Annotated in this window: 12 protein-coding genes; 5 read left to right on the forward strand and 7 right to left on the reverse strand. The window is 58.1% G+C overall.

Annotated features, from left to right (window positions below; all coding sequences use genetic code 11):
* Positions 1–18: 18 nt before the first annotated feature.
* Together ACQKKX_RS14770 and ACQKKX_RS14775 are read right to left on the reverse strand one after the other, a co-directional pair.
* Positions 19–426, reverse strand: a complete 408-nt coding sequence (locus ACQKKX_RS14770; RefSeq protein WP_427571619.1) for a type II toxin-antitoxin system VapC family toxin — start codon at positions 424–426, stop codon at positions 19–21.
* On the reverse strand, positions 423–680 hold the full coding sequence (locus ACQKKX_RS14775; RefSeq protein WP_427571621.1) for a type II toxin-antitoxin system VapB family antitoxin: 258 nt from the start codon (positions 678–680) through the stop codon (positions 423–425). Before ACQKKX_RS14775 ends, ACQKKX_RS14770 begins: the two co-directional genes overlap by 4 nt.
* A gap of 182 nt (positions 681–862) precedes the next feature.
* Here ACQKKX_RS14775 and ACQKKX_RS14780 point away from each other — a divergent pair, with 182 nt between their 5' ends.
* The 4 genes from ACQKKX_RS14780 (at position 863) to ACQKKX_RS14795 (ending at position 8,919) form a co-directional block, all read left to right on the forward strand.
* A complete protein-coding gene (locus ACQKKX_RS14780) occupies positions 863–1,993 on the forward strand; it encodes an RHE_PE00001 family protein (protein WP_427571623.1) in 1,131 nt (376 codons plus the stop codon).
* Between the two features lie 194 nt (positions 1,994–2,187).
* Complete coding sequence (locus ACQKKX_RS14785; RefSeq protein WP_427571624.1) at positions 2,188–2,964, forward strand: hypothetical protein; 777 nt, start codon at positions 2,188–2,190, stop codon at positions 2,962–2,964.
* Positions 2,965–3,037: 73 nt separating this feature from the next.
* Positions 3,038–5,644, forward strand: a complete 2,607-nt coding sequence (locus ACQKKX_RS14790; protein WP_427571625.1) for a PD-(D/E)XK nuclease family protein — start codon at positions 3,038–3,040, stop codon at positions 5,642–5,644.
* Positions 5,641–8,919 (forward strand): UvrD-helicase domain-containing protein, encoded by a 3,279-nt coding sequence (locus tag ACQKKX_RS14795; protein WP_427571626.1) that lies wholly within the window; start codon positions 5,641–5,643, stop codon positions 8,917–8,919. The genes ACQKKX_RS14790 and ACQKKX_RS14795 overlap by 4 nt, the downstream gene beginning before the upstream one ends.
* 9 nt (positions 8,920–8,928) lie before the next feature.
* On the opposite strand, the gene ACQKKX_RS14800 is transcribed toward ACQKKX_RS14795, so the two are convergent.
* The 5 genes from ACQKKX_RS14800 to ACQKKX_RS14820 all read right to left on the reverse strand — a co-directional run bounded on the left by ACQKKX_RS14800 (position 8,929) and on the right by ACQKKX_RS14820 (position 18,315).
* Positions 8,929–10,347 carry a UvrD-helicase domain-containing protein gene (locus ACQKKX_RS14800; protein ID WP_427571627.1) on the reverse strand — a complete coding sequence of 473 codons (1,419 nt, stop codon included), beginning with the start codon at positions 10,345–10,347 and terminating at the stop codon, positions 8,929–8,931.
* A complete protein-coding gene (locus ACQKKX_RS14805) occupies positions 10,334–12,052 on the reverse strand; it encodes an ATP-dependent nuclease (protein WP_427571628.1) in 1,719 nt (572 codons plus the stop codon). The genes ACQKKX_RS14800 and ACQKKX_RS14805 overlap by 14 nt, the downstream gene beginning before the upstream one ends.
* A gap of 231 nt (positions 12,053–12,283) precedes the next feature.
* A complete protein-coding gene (locus tag ACQKKX_RS14810; RefSeq protein WP_427571630.1) occupies positions 12,284–16,042 on the reverse strand; it encodes an N-6 DNA methylase in 3,759 nt (1,252 codons plus the stop codon).
* 209 nt (positions 16,043–16,251) lie between these two features.
* Positions 16,252–17,514 (reverse strand): three-Cys-motif partner protein TcmP, encoded by a 1,263-nt coding sequence (locus ACQKKX_RS14815; protein WP_427571631.1) that lies wholly within the window; start codon positions 17,512–17,514, stop codon positions 16,252–16,254.
* 21 nt (positions 17,515–17,535) lie between these two features.
* Positions 17,536–18,315, reverse strand: coding sequence for a phage Gp37/Gp68 family protein (locus ACQKKX_RS14820; protein ID WP_427571633.1), 780 nt, complete (start codon positions 18,313–18,315; stop codon positions 17,536–17,538).
* Between the two features lie 506 nt (positions 18,316–18,821).
* Here ACQKKX_RS14820 and ACQKKX_RS14825 point away from each other — a divergent pair.
* Positions 18,822–19,772, forward strand: a complete 951-nt coding sequence (locus tag ACQKKX_RS14825; protein ID WP_427571635.1) for a 5'-nucleotidase — start codon at positions 18,822–18,824, stop codon at positions 19,770–19,772.
* The last annotated feature ends 62 nt before the right edge of the window (positions 19,773–19,834 follow it).

The following is a 19,834-nucleotide window of genomic DNA, read 5'->3' on the forward strand; positions in this document are numbered from 1 at the left end:
GATTGCGGACTACTTGTTTCATGCCATTGAAGACGCAGGATGCAGTTTCAGATCCGTCTGCCCGAAGTCGCGCCCTTTGAACAGCAGTGGTGCCTTGCTGATCGCCGCCACCGCATAAGAAAAGCAGTCACCCATGTTGAGGCTGGCGGAATGTCGGCCTTTGCCATACCGTTCCAGCGCCAACTCTGCTGCACGGTAATGGTCTGCATCAAACGCCACGGCAGTGATGTTCGGGGCGCTCAAGAGACGGCTGACAATATTGCCGGGATTGGAAAACCGCTTGGCGGTCAGCACGGTTCTCGTTTCGAACACTGTCGGCCAGCCAATAACGATTGACGGCTCTTGCCGCAGCACGGCCTTGAACGTTTCGGCCTCCGGTTCTTCGAGCATGATCGAGACGAGCACCGAGGTATCGAGGGCGATCACTTGGGCAATCCATTCTCGTCATAAAGATCGTCGTGAGCGGATGTCGTGCCGGACGGAACGGTGCGCCTTCCTTCGGCGGCGAGCTCCCATACGGCATCGAGAGGATGGATATGGCTTTGCTGGCGAAGCTCGACATCGTATCGCTCGAGCGCGATTTCGACGAGCTTGTTGATTGGCTGGCCTGTGCGGCGTGCCAGTGCATGGGCCAAGTCCCTGGCCTTTGTGCTACGCACGGAGAGTTGCGGTTCAGACATCGTTTTCCCTTGTCAGATCTGTGCTCGAACATAGCTATTTGTGGGTCAGATGGCAAGAAATGCGCGTCAGATGGCTCACTTCCGATAATGAATACTTATCGATGGTTAGCGCGCCAAGTGCCAGTCATACCATGTGAGGAACCGCAATATCCATGTAGAGTTCCTTTAGCAAATCATTTACCATGATTTCAATGGCTTACGATCTCGCAGAAATCAGCATGAGCGCCCTGATGCGGCCAGCTTTCGAAGCCGGTATCGTGTTCACGCGCCTAGACGAGCGCATCGCCCGCTCGCCGGTCGGTCAGGGGTGGATCGAACGCACCCATTTCGCCGATGCCTGCGCCTCGCTGTGGATCGACGGCGAACTCGTCCATCTCGAAGAGCTGGTGCTCCACGACGCCATCCGCGATATCCGCACCCCGACCCATGAGCTGACAATCGCCCGCGACGTGCTGCGCACTCGTCGGCGGATCGCCGGCCAGTCCCCTGAGTGGGCGCTCTCTGCCGACGGCATCCGCTCGCTGCGGAAAACTTCGGAGATCGGCGCAGGCGGTGCGGACGAGGCTACAACGAACGGAGTTATTCGGCCAGCGATCGCAATCGACGCGGAAGGGGAGGGGGATGACACCGACGAAGCCCAAGATCTCCCCGGCGTCGACTATGCTGCAATCGATGCGCTGCTCGCGCGCTCTGACGCTGCGATTGAACGAGCCAAAAGGCCCGGCCGGGCTCCGGCCGATCCGCTTGTCTACGATCTCGATTGGGACGAGGATGCCAGGCTGGACGAGTGGCGCGGCGTGTTGCGACAGGCAGAAAACTTGCCAGCAGTGCTGCAGGCAATCATCGCCCTCGATGCCTGGAACGAATTGTCCGTGCTGCAACATGCGCCGTGGCTAGGCCGGCTGTTGGCCGCTTCGATCCTGCGGGAAGCTGGCATCACCACCGGCGCGCATCTGGCCGCCATCAACCTTGGCCTGAAAACCATTCCGGTGGATCGACGCCGGCATCGCGATCGCGAAACCCGGCTGCTGGCCATCGCCCACGGTCTGCTTTCGGCCGCCGAGACCGGACTGAAGGAACATGACCGGCTGACGCTGGCGAAAGCGATGATGGATCGTAAGCTGGAAGGGCGCCGGACATCGTCAAAACTGCCGGAGCTGGTCGCGCTGGTGATGGCAAAGCCATTGGTGTCGGCCGGGATGGTGGCGAAGACGCTCGAGGTGACGCCGCAGGCGGCGAGGCGGATTGTTTTGGAGCTGGGCCTGCGGGAGATGACTGGGAGGGGGAGGTTTCGGGCGTGGGGGATACTCTAACCTGCCAGAGAGTCTCGAAGCCGTATGTTCTTTCCAAAACGAGCTGGCGCAAATAGCTTTCGGACGCGATAGTGACACTTGAGTAAAACGAAAGGGGAGGCATGGCGTCTACTTTACCAGCGGTAAAATTCGTGTGCTCCGGATGTGGGGCTACTATTCACACAGTCCTTGAGGAGGTGCCGGCCTACGACCTCATGGCGGATCGCGAATCAGACGCGCAGGGTTTTGTTGAACAAGCCGTTGAGTGCTCCGAGTGTGATCGACAGCTTTCCGTTGGGATCAGAAATACGGGCGCAGGTTTGGTAGCCGCACTCCAGGATGAAAACACACCGGTTGAAGTGATCGATGATTCCACTCAGCGTCCAGATGACGAATGGGATACTGAAGCCTATCAGCGCGAAAACCTGCCAAATGACCCTGGGCAGATCTTTAAGTTTGCGACCTACGACATCGACTTTATTGCCGGCGAGGTGGAGAGCGGAGGCCATGGATCGGTTGCTGCGCTGAACCGCATGTTGCTGGTCCAATACTTTTCCGCGATCGAGGCGTATCTTAGCGACCGCCTGATCCGCCTGGTGCTCGACAATCCCAAATCCTTGGCAGCACTCGTTATCGGCAACAAGGAATGGGCCGGCGAAAAGATTGGTGTCGTTGAGCTTGCATCAAATGCACATGCTTTTCGCGACTGGGTGCACACGCGCTTGCGCGAGCTGATGTACCACAACTTCGTGAAGATCGATCAATACTATCGAAGTGCGCTCGGCTCTACGATATTTCCCGATGAAGCGACGAAAAAAGTACTTATGGAGTTCGTTCCTATACGGCATGATTGCGTCCACCGTTACGGTCGCGATCACGACGGTCGAGAGCGTACAATAAGTAAAGTAGATCTTGATAAGCTGGGTAGCGCCCTTGAAAACATGGTCGCCCACCTTGAGGGATTGTTTGTCCGGCGGCGCACAAACGGGTGAGGCATTGTTGGGTGCCTGCATGGCAAACTCCGGGATAGGTGACTGCGCGAGGCCAAGATGTGGGGGCGGAGAAATGTCCATTCATACCGTGATCGTCGATGGCCCCCTTGCATTGCGGATGCAACGGCTCACTGCTGCACGCGAAAGCGCGATCGGGCGCCAGATACTAACGCTTCCCCTTCTAGCTGCTCGGCTCGCGGGCGGCTTCATAGCTCCAGCTTCACAAGAAAACTTGTATCCCGCGATACGAGCGGCTCTTGCCGCTGGGATGTACGAAGACATCGGACAGGTCTCCGACCTGCCCGGAATGCCATCTGCTGTACTCACCTCACTCCGAAGCTGGTGGGACGCCGGCATCCTAACTGAAATTGCGGACAACCCCCGCCTTCGTGACTTCACTAAGCTGGAACGGCGTGTGAGAGAGGCATTGCCTGCGGGTACACTTGCCCCGCCAGACCTCGTTGACGCGGCACTGAAGCGCCTGCACCACGCTCAAAAACTCTTGGGTTCCGTCACGCTTCAAGAGATCCCCGACATCAAGCCCATCTGGCGCCAGCTCATTGTACAGCTCTGCGATGTTGTTCCAGTGCGATGGGTCGCTCCGGCTCATTGCCAGCGGAACTGGTTCGCGGGAACGGTGGAAGCTTTGCCGGCCGGCCGCAGCCAGATCACCGTCGCCGATCTCTGCGCCGATCCGCGAAGCGAGGTGCGAGAGGCGCTGCGCTGGGCGCGGGCGCTCATTGCGGAAGACGGCATATCTCCGAGTGAAATCGCGATCACGGCCACTTCGCCGAATACGTGGGACGATACATTTTTGGTGCTTGCGCGCGAGGCTGGGCTTCCACTGCATTTTAGCCATGGCGTCCCCGCCTTGGCGACACGCGAGGGACAGAGCTGTGCCGCGTTGGCTGATGTTCTACTGAGGGGCCTCTCGCAAGAACGCGTGCGCCTCTTGTTCGCCCGGGTTTCTCCAGCTCGTCAGAATATCCCTCTCGACTGGGCCAAGGGTTTAAGGCGAAGCGCTGCTCTCTCGACCGCGCAGCACTGGCGGCACGCCCTCAGGCAAGCACGGGCCGAGCGGGCCGATGGAGATGCTGCCGAAAATGCGTTGTTACCGGTTATCGAGCTTCTCGCTCGCGGGCTCCTCGAGGCGGATCGAGCGGGACGACTTCTGTTGCATGGGCCGGCGCTCACCTTGTGGCAGGATGCCCTACGCATGGCGCCTCCCCAAGCAGTGGAGCTCTCGCTCCAGGCACTCCGAGTCGATGACGGGAAAGAGCCCGGCAGCAGCGTCGTGTGGGGACCGGCTCGTCATCTAGCCGGCGCCTCTCGCAAGCATGTCCGGCTTCTTGGCCTCGAGGCAAACGCCTGGCCGCGCCAGGCGATCGAAGATCCGTTGCTGCCGCAGCATCTACTCGGGAAGGTTAGGCTTCCATCAGCTGATATAGCCGACGAGGACCGAAGGATGCACAACCTCCTCGTATGTCAGTCTGACGGTTATGCGCTCTCACGCGGACACAGAAGTGCGACGGGTGCGCTGCAAGCCGCGAGCACGCTATGGCGCCGCGATCAGGAGCGGATCGTGAGCCGGAGCGGCATCCCTAGGCATGCCTTCAGCGAAAGCGATCGCCTGTATGCAAGACCTCCCGATGCAGGCAAGCAACTGCAGGTTCGGTCCAGCCGCGCCTGTTGGCGGGCTTGGCAGGACAGCGAGCGGCATACCATGCACGACGGGCTGGTTCGGGCCAACCATCCTTTGATCCTGGATGCACTCGCGGAGGTGCAATCCACGACGTCCATAGATCGCCTCCTTTGCAATCCGCTCGGGTTTGTCTGGGAGTACGCGCTTCACTGGCGTGAGCCCAATCTGGACCCCCAGCCGCTGGCGCTTGACCATCGCGCGTTTGGAGAACTCGTCCACGCCCTCATTGGAGGCGTTCTCCGCAACGGTGCGCCGAGGAATACCGATGAGATCGAGATCGGTCTAGCGGATGAAGCCAGGCGATTGGGCGATTCGTGGCCAATCGCACGTGCTGTCCCACCGGGTCTGCTATGGCGCCATACCATGACAGTGGCCCGCGAACGCGCATCCCGCGGGTTGAGGGATGCTCTAGGAGAACCTCGTGGCACGAGTTGGACCGAACTTACATTCGGCGAGCCCATCGCCGAGCCTCATCCTTGGACGACGCTTTCGCCCGTCTCTGTGGGAGCGACCGGTGTTGCATTTCGCGGCAGAATCGATCGGCTCGACGAGGACGGGTCTCGAGGTACGGCTATCATAACCGACTACAAGGCAGGTGCGGCGCCCGAGCGGAAGAAGACTATCGTTTTCAATCGAGGAACAGAGCTCCAACGCGTTTTCTATGCCCTGGCCGCCAGATCGTTGCTGCCGGAGGTTCGGAACGTCGAGTCTCGGCTGACCTATCTCAGACATGAGCCCGCCCGCACATTGAGCTTGGTCCACGACGAACTCGCAGCTGCAATTGAGGAAGCGATCACCTTCACAGCCGCTGGTGTCGAACTTCAGAAGACCGGGCAGATTGCGCCGGGTCCCCAGCCAGAGTTTTTCGACCCGATTTCGATCGCGCTTCCATCCGACCTAGAAGTCTATCGTCGTACCAAACAACGTCCCTTCGCGCAGGTGAATAGCCCGCTATCAAAGCTTTGGAGCAGCCCGTGACCGCTGACCTAGATGCTCGTAGACGCGCGTTGACAGACTTCAAATCCAACATCCTGGTCGAGGCAGCCGCCGGCACCGGCAAGACGTCCTTGATGGCTGCCCGTGTTGCGATGATGATAGCGAGCGGGATTGAACCCTCCAAGATCGCCGCGATCACCTTCACCGAACCAGCGGCAAGCGACCTTGAAGCGCGAATTCGTTGGACGATTGCGGAGCTCCGGGCCGGAAAGATCCCGCCGGCGCTCGCGAAAATACTTACTCAGCCGCTTGACGCGGATGCGCTTGCTCGTCTCGAGGCCGCGGTTCCGCGACTCGATGAGATCACGGCGACGACGATCCACGGCTTCTGCCAAGGCATCATCCGCTCGCACGGGCTCGCCGCGGGTCTGGATCCCGGATCCAGAGTGGTTGATGCGACGGTCGCCGAGGCCCTCTTCGACGAAGTGCTCGCCGAGTGGCTGAAGGACAAACTGGCGGACAGCGCCGACGAAGATGGAGCGATCGCTATTCTGGCCAAAGACGACCCGCTTGGCGTTGTCGAGCGCGTTCGCGAGCTTGCCATATTGCGCCGCGACCATCGTACCGCGAGCGCTCCTGCACCTGATTTTTCATCCCGGCCGGACCGGACATTCAACGAAGCCGTCGTGGCGTTTTCCCGCTGGCACGCCGCCGGTCCAGCCGAGGCTGGCACAGCGGATTTGATCAATGACCTGGAGCATCTCGCCGCATTCTATGACGAGACCCTGGCGAATACCGCTTTCCCAGAGCTTTGGCGCTTGACGCAGCCTCCACGCATCGAAGCAATGTTGCCGCGGTCCATCGATCTACAGCCCTATCGCAGAATGGCCGCCTGGAAGAGTGTCCTCGGAGCCGCCGAGGGCCAGCGTCGCGGTAACGAAGCGTCCGCCCGCTACGAGCAGGTAACCGCGGCATATCGAACCATGATTGGGTCGATTGCCCAGAGGCTTGTGCACGAACTTGCTGCAACCTTGAGCGAAGTGATCGACGCGTATGACCTCCGCAAGCGTGATGCTGCGGTGCTGGATTTCGATGACCTTCTGCTTCAGGCGCGCCTTCTTGTCTGCGAGCATACGGAAATCCGCGCATGGCTCGCGTGTCGCTACTCGCATCTCCTCGTCGATGAATTTCAGGACACTGACCCGCTGCAGGCCGAGATCCTGTTTTTCATCGCGGCAACCGCGCCTCCCACCCGCTGGGAACAGGTTCAGCTTCGGCCCGGCGCGCTGTTTCTGGTCGGCGATCCCAAACAGGCCATCTATCGGTTTCGCGGGGCCGACATCGAAGCTTATGCGGTGGCAAAGTCGGTGATCGCAAAATCAACGAATGGCTGCCTGCTTGCCGTTACAGCCAATTTTCGGTCCCGGGCGGAAGTGCTCGAACATGTCAACGAGGTTTTTCAGGAGGTGCTTGCTCAGCCGGGACAGCCCGGCTTCGTAGCCTTGACGGCCACGATGAGCCCGCCGCCGCTGCCAATTCCAGCCGCGGCGAAGCTCACGATCGACGTACCGCGCGATGTCCGCGCAGAGGAGCAGCGCGAGGCGGAGGCGGAGGCAGTGGCCCAGCTTTGCGCACGCCTGATAGGGGCACTTACGATCACCAGGGCAGACGGCACGGAGCGGCGCCTTCGCGCAGGCGACATTGCCTTGCTCGCGCCCACCCATACCGATTTATGGCGTTACGAGCGCGCCCTTGAAGAACACCGGATCTCCGTTGCATCTCAGGCTGGTAACGCACTTTTCCGGCGGCAGGAATTGCAAGATCTTCTGGCTCTGGTCCGAACCTTGGCCGATCCCCTGGACACACTCGCGTTTGGCGCCCTCATGCGCGGCCCTGTTGTTGGACTGAGCGATGAAGAGTTGCTCGACATTACCGCGGCGCTCAAGCCTGACGCGGACGGGCGCCGCCGATTTCAGTTGCGGACGGTGGCTGACGATGTTGTACACTCCCTCGCTCGTGAGGTACTCGTCAAACTCCAGGGTCTGCACCGTCTCGCGGCGGAACTCACGCCCATGCAATTGCTGGCGTACGCGATCGAACGTTTGAACCTCCGGGTGGTGATGGCAGCGCGTCATGGCCAGCGCAACGCCCGAGCACTGACGAACCTCGATGCAATTGTCGAGCTCGCCAGGCCTTACGGAGTCGCTGGCTTGCGAGCGTTTGCGCTCGACCTCCAGCGGGGGTGGGAGCGAAAACGCCGCCACCCTGAGGGACGGGTGGATGTCTCTGGAGACGCGGTCGAAATTGTCACGATGCACAGCGCCAAGGGGCTTGAATGGCCTGTCGTCATCACGGTGAATTCGTCAACTCGTTTCAAGCCTCAGGACCAGTTCGTCTATCGCCAATCAGACGATACCCTTCACTGGATCATCGGCGGCATTGAGCCGCCGGACTTGGCAGCCGCCCGCAGCGAGGAAGAGTTTCGTGAAGCGAGGCAGCGTGAACGGCTGTGGTATGTCGCGATGACGCGTGCCCGCGATCTGCTCGTCATCCCCGATCTGCCAGGAGCCTCGTCGCGCTCGTGGTCCCGGGTCATGGATTTGGGACAGAAGCGCCTGAGTGAGCTTCGAACGGACATGCTGCCTGCGTCCGAAGTGACCAATGCTGATGTCCTCGTCAACGAGCAGACCGACGCGATTTTTCTCGCCGAGCGCGAGCGCATCGATGCGGCCTCGGAGCCCATCCTCTGGGATCGCCCAAGCGAGCGCGATCCAGACCGCAGCGCAGACACAACCGACAGCTTTGTCGTCGACATTACGACCGACGGCCAGCGGATCGTCGGCGCAGGCGCCCTCCGCGGCAACGTTCTTCACAAGCTTATGGAGGAGTTTCTCAACGGCGAACTGTTTGATGGCGAGGACGAGATCATTCGGCGCGCGGCCCAACTGCTTGACCAGCTGCAAGCAGTTGTGGATGACGATCCCAACGAACGCAGGCCGGATCCCTTGGAGATGGGGAGAACGGCACTGCGGACATTGCGCATGCCCGACCTTGAGCCGTTCATCGAGCGGCTCGTGCCCGAAATTCCGCTATGGGCAGCAGCCCCGCCACGCTATCTGGCCGGCCGCGCGGATGCCGCCTGGATCGACGGTGATCGCATCGCCCTGGTCATAGACTGGAAATCGGATGTGAATCCGGATGCGACTGCGCAGGGTGCACACGCGGCACAGCTCCGTGACTATCTGAGCGTGACCGGCGCTGAACGCGGGGCCATCGTTTACATGTCGGCTGGCCATGTCTCCTGGGTCGAACCATGAGTCCCCTGATCACCAGACAGGATTGAGTATCGGGGAAGAGGAGCAAACGATCACCCGGCTAGATCCACGCGTCATCGCGACATAGAGGTTTCGAGCGTTGAGGGCACCAGCGTTAAGAACAACGGAGACATCGGCTTCAAGGCCCTTGAGTAGCAAGGTGCTGCCGACCGAGCGTCGGGCAAGCGGCCGCCCAACCAACCGCGACTGCTCGCGGATCGCAACGGTCGCCTCCCGGAAGGATGGTCCCCCTGGGGAGGCGGCGAGCTGCAGGGCGCGCTGTACTGCGGCAAGCACCGCCGGACGATAACACCGCACCCCGCCCGCCCTGTTGATAGACACCAAAAGGTCTGCAACCGCGCTGAGCGTTCGCTCCTGCTCGAACACAACGGCCGCCTGTTCCATGTCGGACAAGGCACGGCCAAGGCTGCCCGCCCGGGCGGCAGCGATCGACCGCACAAGGTCATCGGCTGAAAAATTGCTCATCAGGTTTTCAGCAAATCCAGCAGCCACGGCCAGCGCTTCCGGGCGGCAGGGATCAAGCGTAGCTCCAAACTCCGTGAGGTCGCGCAAGTCTACGGCTTCTACAGTGACGGCACCGTCGACCTGACGTGCGAACCGGCGCTGCCCGGTCGGGTCGGTGCTGTCGCCGATAATCAGCACCTTTGCGTCGCTCGGGACTTGTACGCCGGCGGCCGCGAGACGAAGCGCATCATCGCGCCGACCATCGAGCTCAATCCACTGAACGGCAGCGGGTGCCATTCGCAGATCGATCGGCTTGCCGCTAGCGAGCTGGGGTCGGAGAGAGAGCAACCAACTCCCCAATTCGGCGGCTCCGGCATTGTTCCACCGCCATGGAGTAGTTAGTTCCCCTACCGCCGGAAAGAACGCCAGAACCTCTGAATTCCAGTCCGCTAGACGGTCGGCCCCGAAGCCGAAGATGGATTGGAAAGGGTCTCCGACGATCGCCGTTGGCAGGCTCTGGGCGAGCCAGGTCACGAGCGCGTGCTGCCGGATCGAGCAGTCCTGGTACTCGTCGACGAACAGCCTTTCATAGCTGGCGGCCAGGATGTCGTGCACGTGCCCGCCTGCGACGAGCCGTGCCGCTGCATCTCGGATGGCCTCATAATTCGGCCGGGCACCGGTTATGATCCGCGGATCGTGCCCCGCGCGCTGCGGAAATGTTGAAATCAGTCGGATGGCAAAACCATCCAACGTGGCTGCTCGATAAGAGCTGGGTTTCACTCCGACCTTTTCGAGCCGCCCACGCAGGGCTGCAACACCGGCATTCGTGTGCGTCAAGACCAAAACCGGTTTCGCGCCGCTATGCCGCGCAAGCGCGTCCGTAATGAGTTGCGTCTTCCCACAGCCAGCAGGCGCTACGACAAGTCCCCGCCCGATTGCATTCAGGTCGATTTCACCGGCTGCCATCTTCAATCCAATCCAACACGCCATCCATCACGCTCGTCAGACTGGCATTGGCGGCAGCATAAGAAGGTCCGACGATGGTCCGTCCAGCGATCTCCATGGTTGTAATGGTCTTAAGCCAGCCGAACCGCGCCGCAGCGTTCCCCAGGAGCGTTCGGCTGGCGGCATCGAAGCCATTAATCAAAGCGTCGGTTTCAAGAACAATCAAAGACGTCGAGCTGTTCGAAATCGTCTTAATATGCGCGTCGATGAGTGCACGATCTTTTGCTTCGACCGCAAGCTCAAGAAGTTGCGCGACGGATGCGTCTGACAAGGCAGAAAACAGCTCCTGCTCCAGCGCCCGCCCGCCGGCCCAGGCGAAAACCTGCCCTCCGCCGGCGAGGAAGGCTGCTTCCGCGGCTGCAGGCGCGGCTTTGTCACTATCACGCAGGATGGCGACGCGGTATCCAAGGGACTGCAACGCGTTGGCGCGGCTGAACGTCTCATCGCCATTGCCGTTGACCAGCGTGGCGCCGCAGGCGGCGAGAGATAATTCACCTGTTCCGGTAAAATGTTGATCCAGCCCGCGCATAAGGCCGATCTCGCTTCCGCCTTCACACACAACGATAGAGGTGGCGAGGAGGGCATGGGCGTGAGTCCGGATGGTCCCCTGGACGTCGCCTGCGTCACTGGCACGGGTCACGGTGTGTTCGTGATCCTTGTGTCGGACAATGTGCAGCTGGTGAGCGCTTAGTTCGGTGACGGTCGTTGGTGAATGGCTGGTCGCGAACACCTGCATCGGAGGAACTTCTTCCTTCGCACCGAGCGCCCCGAGCAAGCGGATGATGCGGTGCGGCTCAAGACCGTATTCCAGTTCATCGATCAGGAAGGTCGTTGCCTTCTCTGCAGCTTTCCGCTGCAAAGCGGCGATCAAAAGACGTGACGATCCCAGGCCGAGCGACCTCAGTGGAATACCGCTCTCGTCGTGCAGCGAGATCGACCCGCCCGTAAAGTTGATCGAACCGGCGTCGATAAGGGCCTGCACCGCCGCACCGACAGGAACGCCCATCTCACCTGCAGCGGCGGTGACGATCTTCAGCGACCCTTCCAACTCCTTGAGTTTCTCCTGATCAAAAGCATCACGCATCTCGCGCGCCAGCCGGGTCAGTTCGCTCGATGTATCTGCCTTGCCTTCCGTGATTTTGCTCAACACCGAGCCACGCCGCCACGTTAGGTGTGAGTCGCCCGCCCCACCAAGCCGCGCTGGGGCGATCCGGGTGCGATCGGCCCAACTGAGGTTACGCATTCGTCCCGCTGCCTGCGCGCGCGGCGACACGAGCGTCCATTCCGGCTCGAGGTCGCTCTGCACGGTGAGTTGCAGGGTTAGAGCCGTTTCCAACCCGGCACCTGGCTCCGCCTCCACGGTTCCTGTCACGGCGCTGAAGCCCACCAGGAAGTCACCATACGCATCGATATTCTTGAGCGGATCATCAAGCGCACCAAGGGTAATAGAAATGCGGATAGGCTGATCGAAGTCGACCTCATGGAAGTCCGCATCGGTGAAAGTCAATGATCGCCTCGCGCCGAGGCATAAGTCGATCGCGTCGAGAATGGTGGACTTCCCGCTATCGCCCGGGCCGACCAGACAGTTTACCCCTGGTCCTGGTAGCCACCGGAGCTTTCTAATCGCGCGAAAATTCGCGATCTCCAGGATTCGAACTACGCTCATGGAGTCCCCCTCATCAACAGCGCTTTCCTCTCTACCCTGCCCTCCGCACGGGCTGATTTCCGCGTCTAGCGCCCCGCGCCAGTCATGGCGGAAGCAAGCGCACTTCAGGCGCTTGATTCCGCTCCGAGTTGCCTCAAGGTACACGCACTCCGGGTGATTGGCGACGACAAGCCTTAGAGCTTGAACCTGTCAAGCTCTGTCGCGAAACTCGGTGCGGATTTCTACCGTATATCAATCGTACCGGTCGCCTTCGCTGTGGTCGGCATAGGGTTGGACCCGGAGGCCGCGCTGGGCAGTCATCGGCCGCATCCGAGCCAAGATTGCATCGGTCGTCATCGCCTCGATTATGTGATCTCGGTGCGCGTCGCAAATGCCGAACTGCTGTGCGACAATCTCATCGAGCTTTTGCTGCACTTCATTGTACTTCACTTGCAAATCGCCAGTAGTAAGCGTCCTGATTGCGTTTGATACGGCGTCCAAATTGACAGGCACGGCATACTCCAAGATATCGCTTCGGCGCAGTTCGGCGTCGGGATTCGCCTCGATTTGACGCGATAACTGGAAGGACACGAACGTTCTGAGATCGGCATCCGGGATCACGAGCTGAAAGAACATGTCGGAGGAACGAATCCGATCACCATCTTCTACGATTTGAACTAGAACGACAGGGTCTTCGGAAACTCCATTCAGGTCGATGTTGAGTGCAGCCGGATTGCCGCTCAGGATTAAATCGTTGATCGTAAGCGCCTTGGCCTTTCCCGCGGCGATCAGAGCGTCGATCTCGCGATAGCGGTTCGCCAGATCACTGTCGGCGTCAAGCACTGCCTGGCCGGCCGCTCTAAGTTCATCCATCCGCTCAGCCGTTCTGTGTGGAGGAATAGGCAGAAGGGGTATCGTCCGCTTGTACCAATGGCAGCCTAGATCCTCGATGATGGAGGAACGCAAAACGCGAGCAGCGTAGAACTGAACAATCCTACTCATCAAAAAGCTGTTGAGGGGGAATGCCTCGGTCAACTCGACTACATAGGCGGTATTCTGGAATCCTTGTCCTTCCGCAATTGGCGCAGCTGTCGGAAGCTGTGAGATCTCTCTTAGCGCAAAGGTATTTTGATAAGATAGGTAATCGGAATAGGTATAGATGTAGCGGGTTGTTTCTCGCCGCGCGGTCAACGACCATCGACCGAGGGGCTCACCAAGGAGGCCTTGGGGGAAAATATTCTGACCCTTGAAAAGAGCGAGCGTATCGCCAGCAACAGGTTCGCCGAGCGCGGTCTGACCGCCAAGCTTCACGCCATAGTTAAATAGAAGCTCAGGGCGATATGAATATCCTTCCGAGGTCGGACGGTCCTGTTGCACGTCGACTACTCGACCTCTGTCGCGTTTTACCCAAACGACCCGAACGATTTCGCCTAGTCTCGGCAATTCTCGCATGGCCAATAATGCGTCCTCGTCGCCCGCGCCGAGTTTCGTCAGTATCGCATCCGATCCATCGTCGTTGGCCCTTAACGCCTGCATCCATACGGGCAAGTCTTGATCGGCAGTCTGGACCATACCGGGGGTTGCCTGACCAGAAACAGTTGCATCAGAATTGAAGGCGGTGCCTTCAGTTGCCGAGGCCTCGTCAGTGTTGTCAGCATTGTCCGGGATTTCAGCCAGTACGCCTTTGAGCGATCGGGGCACATATGCCAGTCGGTCAAGCTTGTCTCGGCGAACTGTCGTTCTTTTTGCCAGGTCGAAGTCAATCACATCGTTGACCAGTGCGGATGTGTCGAGCTGAAGCATCTCGACTTCGTCGTTGGGCGAAGGATCGGCTCGCTCGACGACCATGATGACCGTCGGCCTCTTAATGCCGCGGAATGTAGATTTACCAAGGCCTTCAAGGTCTGCTATCAAAGTTATCCGGAACTTTTCGAGCACGCGACGGAGCAATGTTGCGTAGGCCGCTTCACTCATCCCAATTGGCACGATAAATACTAGGCGCCCGCCTGGTTTCACCCACTGTCGGAGCGCGCGGTAGATGAAATAGATAGAGGTATCCGTGTTTTTATACGAGACTTCGGAATAGGTTGAACCATAGTTCGTCGAACTATTGCGCTCGGCGCGAATATAGGGAGGGTTCATTACAACGAGGTCGTAGTCCGACTTGACGGTGCGTTCAAAACCGGGGGGGATCAAGGTATGACTTCTCCCGCTCCGTTCATGGGTAAGGCGGAATGTCATGCCGATTTGGGCTGCTTCGCCGGCCGAGTGGCCCTCCGCGAAGGTGAAGCCCATCGGATCAAGTGATGACCATCCACCGTACAGAGGTACGGCCGGCAGGATTGCACGCGCAAATTCTCGTGTCTCTTCGATTGTCTTGTCGCGCACAACGTCGATCAGGTGCCAGAACACCTGAATCTGCGCAAGCGCGATCGAGAATGTTGAGATATCCAAGCCATGGAGTTTCCCGATAACCTGGCGCACATTGTCAGCCGTGATGGCGCCGGCTTTCTGCAGATGATCCAATCTCTGCACAAGCGCTTCCACCAAAAAGGTCCCGGTCCCGCAGGCAGGGTCGAGAATAGATTGGGCATCTTGCCATCCGCCAGCCTTGAGCATGAAGCGTGCGATCTCGGGACGCGTATAAACCTCACCCAACCGGCGGCGCTGCGAAACATCGAGATATTGGTCATACACCCCAGAAAGGATATCGCCGCGAACTGATTCGAAATTCCATCGCGAGAGAATGTAGGCAGCGCGTTCAAGTGCCTTCGAAAGAACCGGGTCGTCGCGACGAATCGCCCAATCGAGCAAATTGGCATCGAAGATCGAATGAAAAATATCTCGAGCGTGGCGATATGACTGCCGGAGCAACTCCTGCATTGGCAAACCGAAATGATCGGCGAACTTCCAAAACACCTCTATACCGCCATTGGAAATATAGCGCGTTCTGAAGAGCCCGTAATCCTCGCAGAAACGGATCGTCAGCATGCGTGACAGTATGAGCGATCCGGTCTCGTAAGCGAGCGATTGGAGAAGGCGATTGTTGGGCTTGTCCTTGTCCTTCTCGACTTTCAGAAGACTGGCGTTGGCGATGCCCTGCCGCGCCGCGTATTGTTGAAGGAGATCGTGCTCGAGGCGCAATGCATAAAGAAAAGGCTCAAGCTCAATCATCAGAACTTCGCGGCGCGGCTCATACTCTACGACGAGATCGTCTGACAGAAGTGCCCGTTGTCGAGCGGATAGAAAGTGTTCGAAATCGATGGGACGTTGTGGGTTGGACCAGTCGAAACGAGCAGGTCCGTAGTCGGCTTGCATCGGACCCAGCGCAGCAGTCGCTTTTTGAAGATCGCTGATGCCGCGCAGCTCGATGATCTCAAGCACCGCTTCGCGTAATAATTCTGACGCTTCGCGCACAGTAGCAGCGAATTGCCTGCGACCATCCCCTGCTGCGTCCAAATATGCAAAAGGTGTCTTATTCTGACGAAAATTTTGAAGTTCAGCTTCCAGCTTCAGCTCGGCGACGGACAAAACACCAAAGCAACTTGCAAAGACTTCAGGTTCTTCGAGGTCGGACCATCGCCACGTTTCTACGATTTCTGCATCATGCAATTGGCGCATCGCCAACGCGGCAGCAAATGCCTCTCGGTCAGCAATATCGATACGGACGACGACGCGCTGGTCGATCAAGAAAAACCAACGCGTACCAGATTGGATGTAAGAACGTTTTTCTCTCAACACCGAACGGCAATTTGTCTCAATCTGCTCATCAGTCTTCACCTCGAAGACTGCATAGGCATAATCTCCGCCTCGCAGCGGCTTACCATCTGCTGTTCTATATACCACGAGGTCAGGCCGCCGCCGCGAACCATCGAACTTTGAGTCGATGACCACCTGTTTGGTGTCAAGACCAATATCGAAGGTACTCCTTGTCAGGAGATCCCGGATATAGGCGTAAAGATCGGGCTCGTCGGCCTCATTGGCGACGATCTCTTTGATCTTCTTTTTCAACGCTGCAGATGACCCCAATATACTTCCCCTACCACCTCGGTTCCTGACTTCAAGCGCGGACACGAATCCCGCTGTTCGTCCAAGAACTTAATCTCGTAGTATGCAATCTACGTTTGGTAAAGAGATCGAGGCCGATCCCGCGGCTTCAAAGAACAAGATTGCCTTCGAGGCCAGAGTAGCTCCGTTATTGTGCTACCCCGAGGTCGTCCTTAGCGTTTCTTTTGAGAGCCAGGTGGATCAAGAAACATTGGAAAGAAGCTTCGCTGCTGCTTCAATCTCAGAACATCAGTTGGGACGATTGTGTTTGCCGCCCGCCGTGCACCGCCGGCTTCAGTTACAATCTCCAGGTCGGGATTACTCATAACACTCGTGTGGATGTCGTCCATGTGAGCTGGCGTCATGTTGTAGATGCCACGATAGAAATCACTAACCTGAATGGCGTCACCATACTCGTTCACAAGTCTCGGTATATCGTCATGCAACTGGTCGCGCGCCCGCGCCCGGTCGGCGTCCTCGAAAAGATACAGGCCACTTGAAGGATCGGATACGGTATAGGAGAGCATCCTTAAACCAGATCGTCCGAAATGGGCCTGCATAGTGCTGTTGCGATGCAAGACGTTATTGTACTCCTGCCTTGCCCGATAATTGTTGGCAAAATGGATCAGCCAATACCGCCAACCCTTCGGATTGTTTATCGAGAACGGGCTGACGAAGGCGGCGCAATCGTGGAAAGATTCAAAGACGACCTTTTCCGCCGAACCGAGCCAGCTGTGGTTACTCATTTGCGCTCCCAGCGCATCAAAGGCTTCCGGCGTTAGATTAAGGTGAGCAAGCTGCTTCCTGTAGCGCGATGCATCACCTTTCCGCAGGAAGGCGATGAGCGATTCAATCATGAATGTGTAGAAGATCTCGGGAGCTCGAAACGACCGCATGATGTCAGTCAGCGTCGAGCTATGCACTTGTGAATGCCCGCACTGATCCAGATTAAAAAGGACGTTTGGATAACTGCCTCGGTCGAGGAGGGCTTTAACCTCCGGATAGGCGTCCTCGAAAGGTCTATTGAGAAAGACGACCTGAATATGGAGTTTAGGTTGAGTTTCCTTGATCGAAGCCAAGACCGGCGAAACTTGGCTTTTGAGAAATTCTACGACTTCGGGATCTTCATCGTTCAAAATCAGCAAGCACTCGATCGAGAGCTCGGCCATTTTGTCAGCAGCCCGCTGGATATTAAACGCGGTTGTCGCGGTCGCCAATGCTTCAAGGAATATGAGAGGGGAGCCTGGGCTGCCATCTTCGTAGCGGCCACCACCGGCAAAGCCATCTACGATGGCCACACGAAATTTCGATTGTTGCGGCAGCCGGCATCGAACCCAAAGGTAGCGGTCGAAATACTCCCGTAGAATCTTGTGCTTTTGTTTTGTGTGATCCTCAAGCTTAGCCCCTTTCGCAAACGTATAAGGCTTAGCAACCATTGAGAATCTCCTGTGATGTGATCAAATCGAACTGGCAGCCGAAGGCATCTCATCCCATACGCGGTCACGATAGATTCTACCATTCGCCTTTTTAGACCTACGTTTGTTATCCTTACCCCATGTACCCCACTGCTTGAAGAAAAACGCGGTTTCAGATTCTTGGCACTGCTCGTAGATCTCATCGATCCATGCCTCGCGTATGGGGCGCGCAGAGCGGCCGCTTTCTCCTCCTACGATCGCCCAGTGGATGCCTCTAAGATCGACATCGCCCACGCTACCGATTAGGGGCTCAAACGATATAAACCTTATAGCCGCAGGCACGCGTCGCAGGGCATCGATCCGGCCGGCAGCATCAGCATTCTCAACACTGGTGCCCAACCAAACATTCGGCAGGATTTCAAAGCTGCCTTCCGAAAGAAGCTCGGACATTCGTTCGGGTCTCTTGGTCAGGATCTGATAGTGATGGTGAGGCGTTTGCCTCATTATCTCCCAGACTTCGGAAATGAAATCCACCTCAACGCCTTCATGAAAGAGGTCGCTCATTGAGTTCACGAAGATCTTGCGCGGCCTTTTCCACTTCAGCGGGATCTTAAGCGCCTCCCGGTCCTCGCGAACAATCCCTTTCCACACGACGCGCTGCCCGGATTTTCTCGTTAGGCCCGCATATTTCTCGATCTTCATTGCATCAAGACGGCGCGCCATTTCCATAGCGTAGCAGTTTGTACATCCAGCGCTTACGATTGTGCAGCCCGCGACTGGGTTCCATGTGGCGTCGGTCCACTCGATCTGGGTTTCGGCCATGTGTTGCGACACTTTCCTGTTGCTTGGTTTCTGCGGGATCCGGCCCTATGGTACAAAATTATAGTTAACACATTAGATCTTTGCTAAGAACAAAAAAGGAACATTGCATTTGATGATCTGCCAATCGGCGACCGGCAGCTCATGCACAGTCGACACGAAGGTAGATAGGCGATGAGATCGGATGTCTCGCCAAAACTTAGTTTTTCGTAGTGGGTCGAGGGTTCGATCCCTTTCAAGGCGAACTGATCGGAGGTCGTGCCGACGGTCCAGCCCATCGAGCACCGAGACGACGGAAGCAACCGGAGCCAAAGGCAATTCAAGCTCGGCGTCCAATTGAAAACAGTTGCCTCATACTCACGACGTGACCAGCAAATCACCACATCCGAACTGGTACACCGCAATTGATCGCATTTTCCTGCGGACAACCACCGCCTCGATTTGCGCCTGCGCTCAGGACGCTATCAATGTAAGCTGTTGATTTCCTGCATAATGTAGAGAGCTGGAAAATGCGAAAACTTGACGAGAAGGCACGGCTCCTCCAGGCAGCCCCGCTCCGCATCGGCATTTCGACGCGCGCGTTGTTCGACCTTGAGGAAGAACACGCCGTGTTTGTGCGTGACGGAGTTTGGGCCTATTCCGACCTGCAATTGCAACGCGAGGGATTACCGATCGGCAAAGGGACCGGCTTCGACGTCATCGAGCGCCTTCTGCGGCTGAATATCGACGGCGAACGGCCCTTTGTCGAAGTCGTCCTGTTGTCGAGAAACTCGCCCGATCTTTCGCTCCGCGCCTTCAACTCGATCCAGTCCTATGGCCTCGGGATCAAGACCGGCAGCTTCACAAGCGGAAGGCCGATTGGCCCCTATGTGTCTGCATGGGCGATCGATCTTTTTCTCTCGAACGAAGACGATGATGTGCGAGCAGCAGTCGAAGCGGGGGCGGCGGCGGCAAGGCTCGGATCGCCGCCCGCCAATCGCATCGAAATCGCCGAGGACGAGGTCCGGATCGCCTTCGACGGCGACGCCGTGGTCTTCAGCGCGGAGTCCGATCAAATCTATAAAGACCAAGACCTAGCGGCATTCTTAGCACACGAGAAAGACAATGCTACCAGCCCAATGTCCGGTGGTCCATTTGGTAATTTCCTTAAGAAGCTTTCGCTCCTGCGCGAAATCTATATGGATGGAAACGGCTTCAGCAAGGTGAGGATTGCCATTGTCACGGCACGAAACGCTCCTGCGCATGCGCGTGTGGTGCACACGCTACGCGCTTGGGGAACGCCCGCTGACGAGGCTCACTTTGTCGGCACATTCGAGAAGGCTCCGATCCTGAAAGCATGTGGCGCTCATATCTTCTTCGACGATCAGGAAAAGCATGTTCTCGGCGCTTCCGCGGTTGTGCCGGCGGGTCATGTCCCTGGCCCACACCAGGCAGATACCCCGATCATCCCTGCTGCATAAGCACTCCAGCAAAAACGGGCTCCCACCGAGGTGCAAGCCCGTTCCTGGAAGCGTGATTGTAG

Source organism: Neorhizobium sp. NPDC001467 (assembly GCF_050275975.1).
Taxonomy (GTDB): domain Bacteria; phylum Pseudomonadota; class Alphaproteobacteria; order Rhizobiales; family Rhizobiaceae; genus Neorhizobium.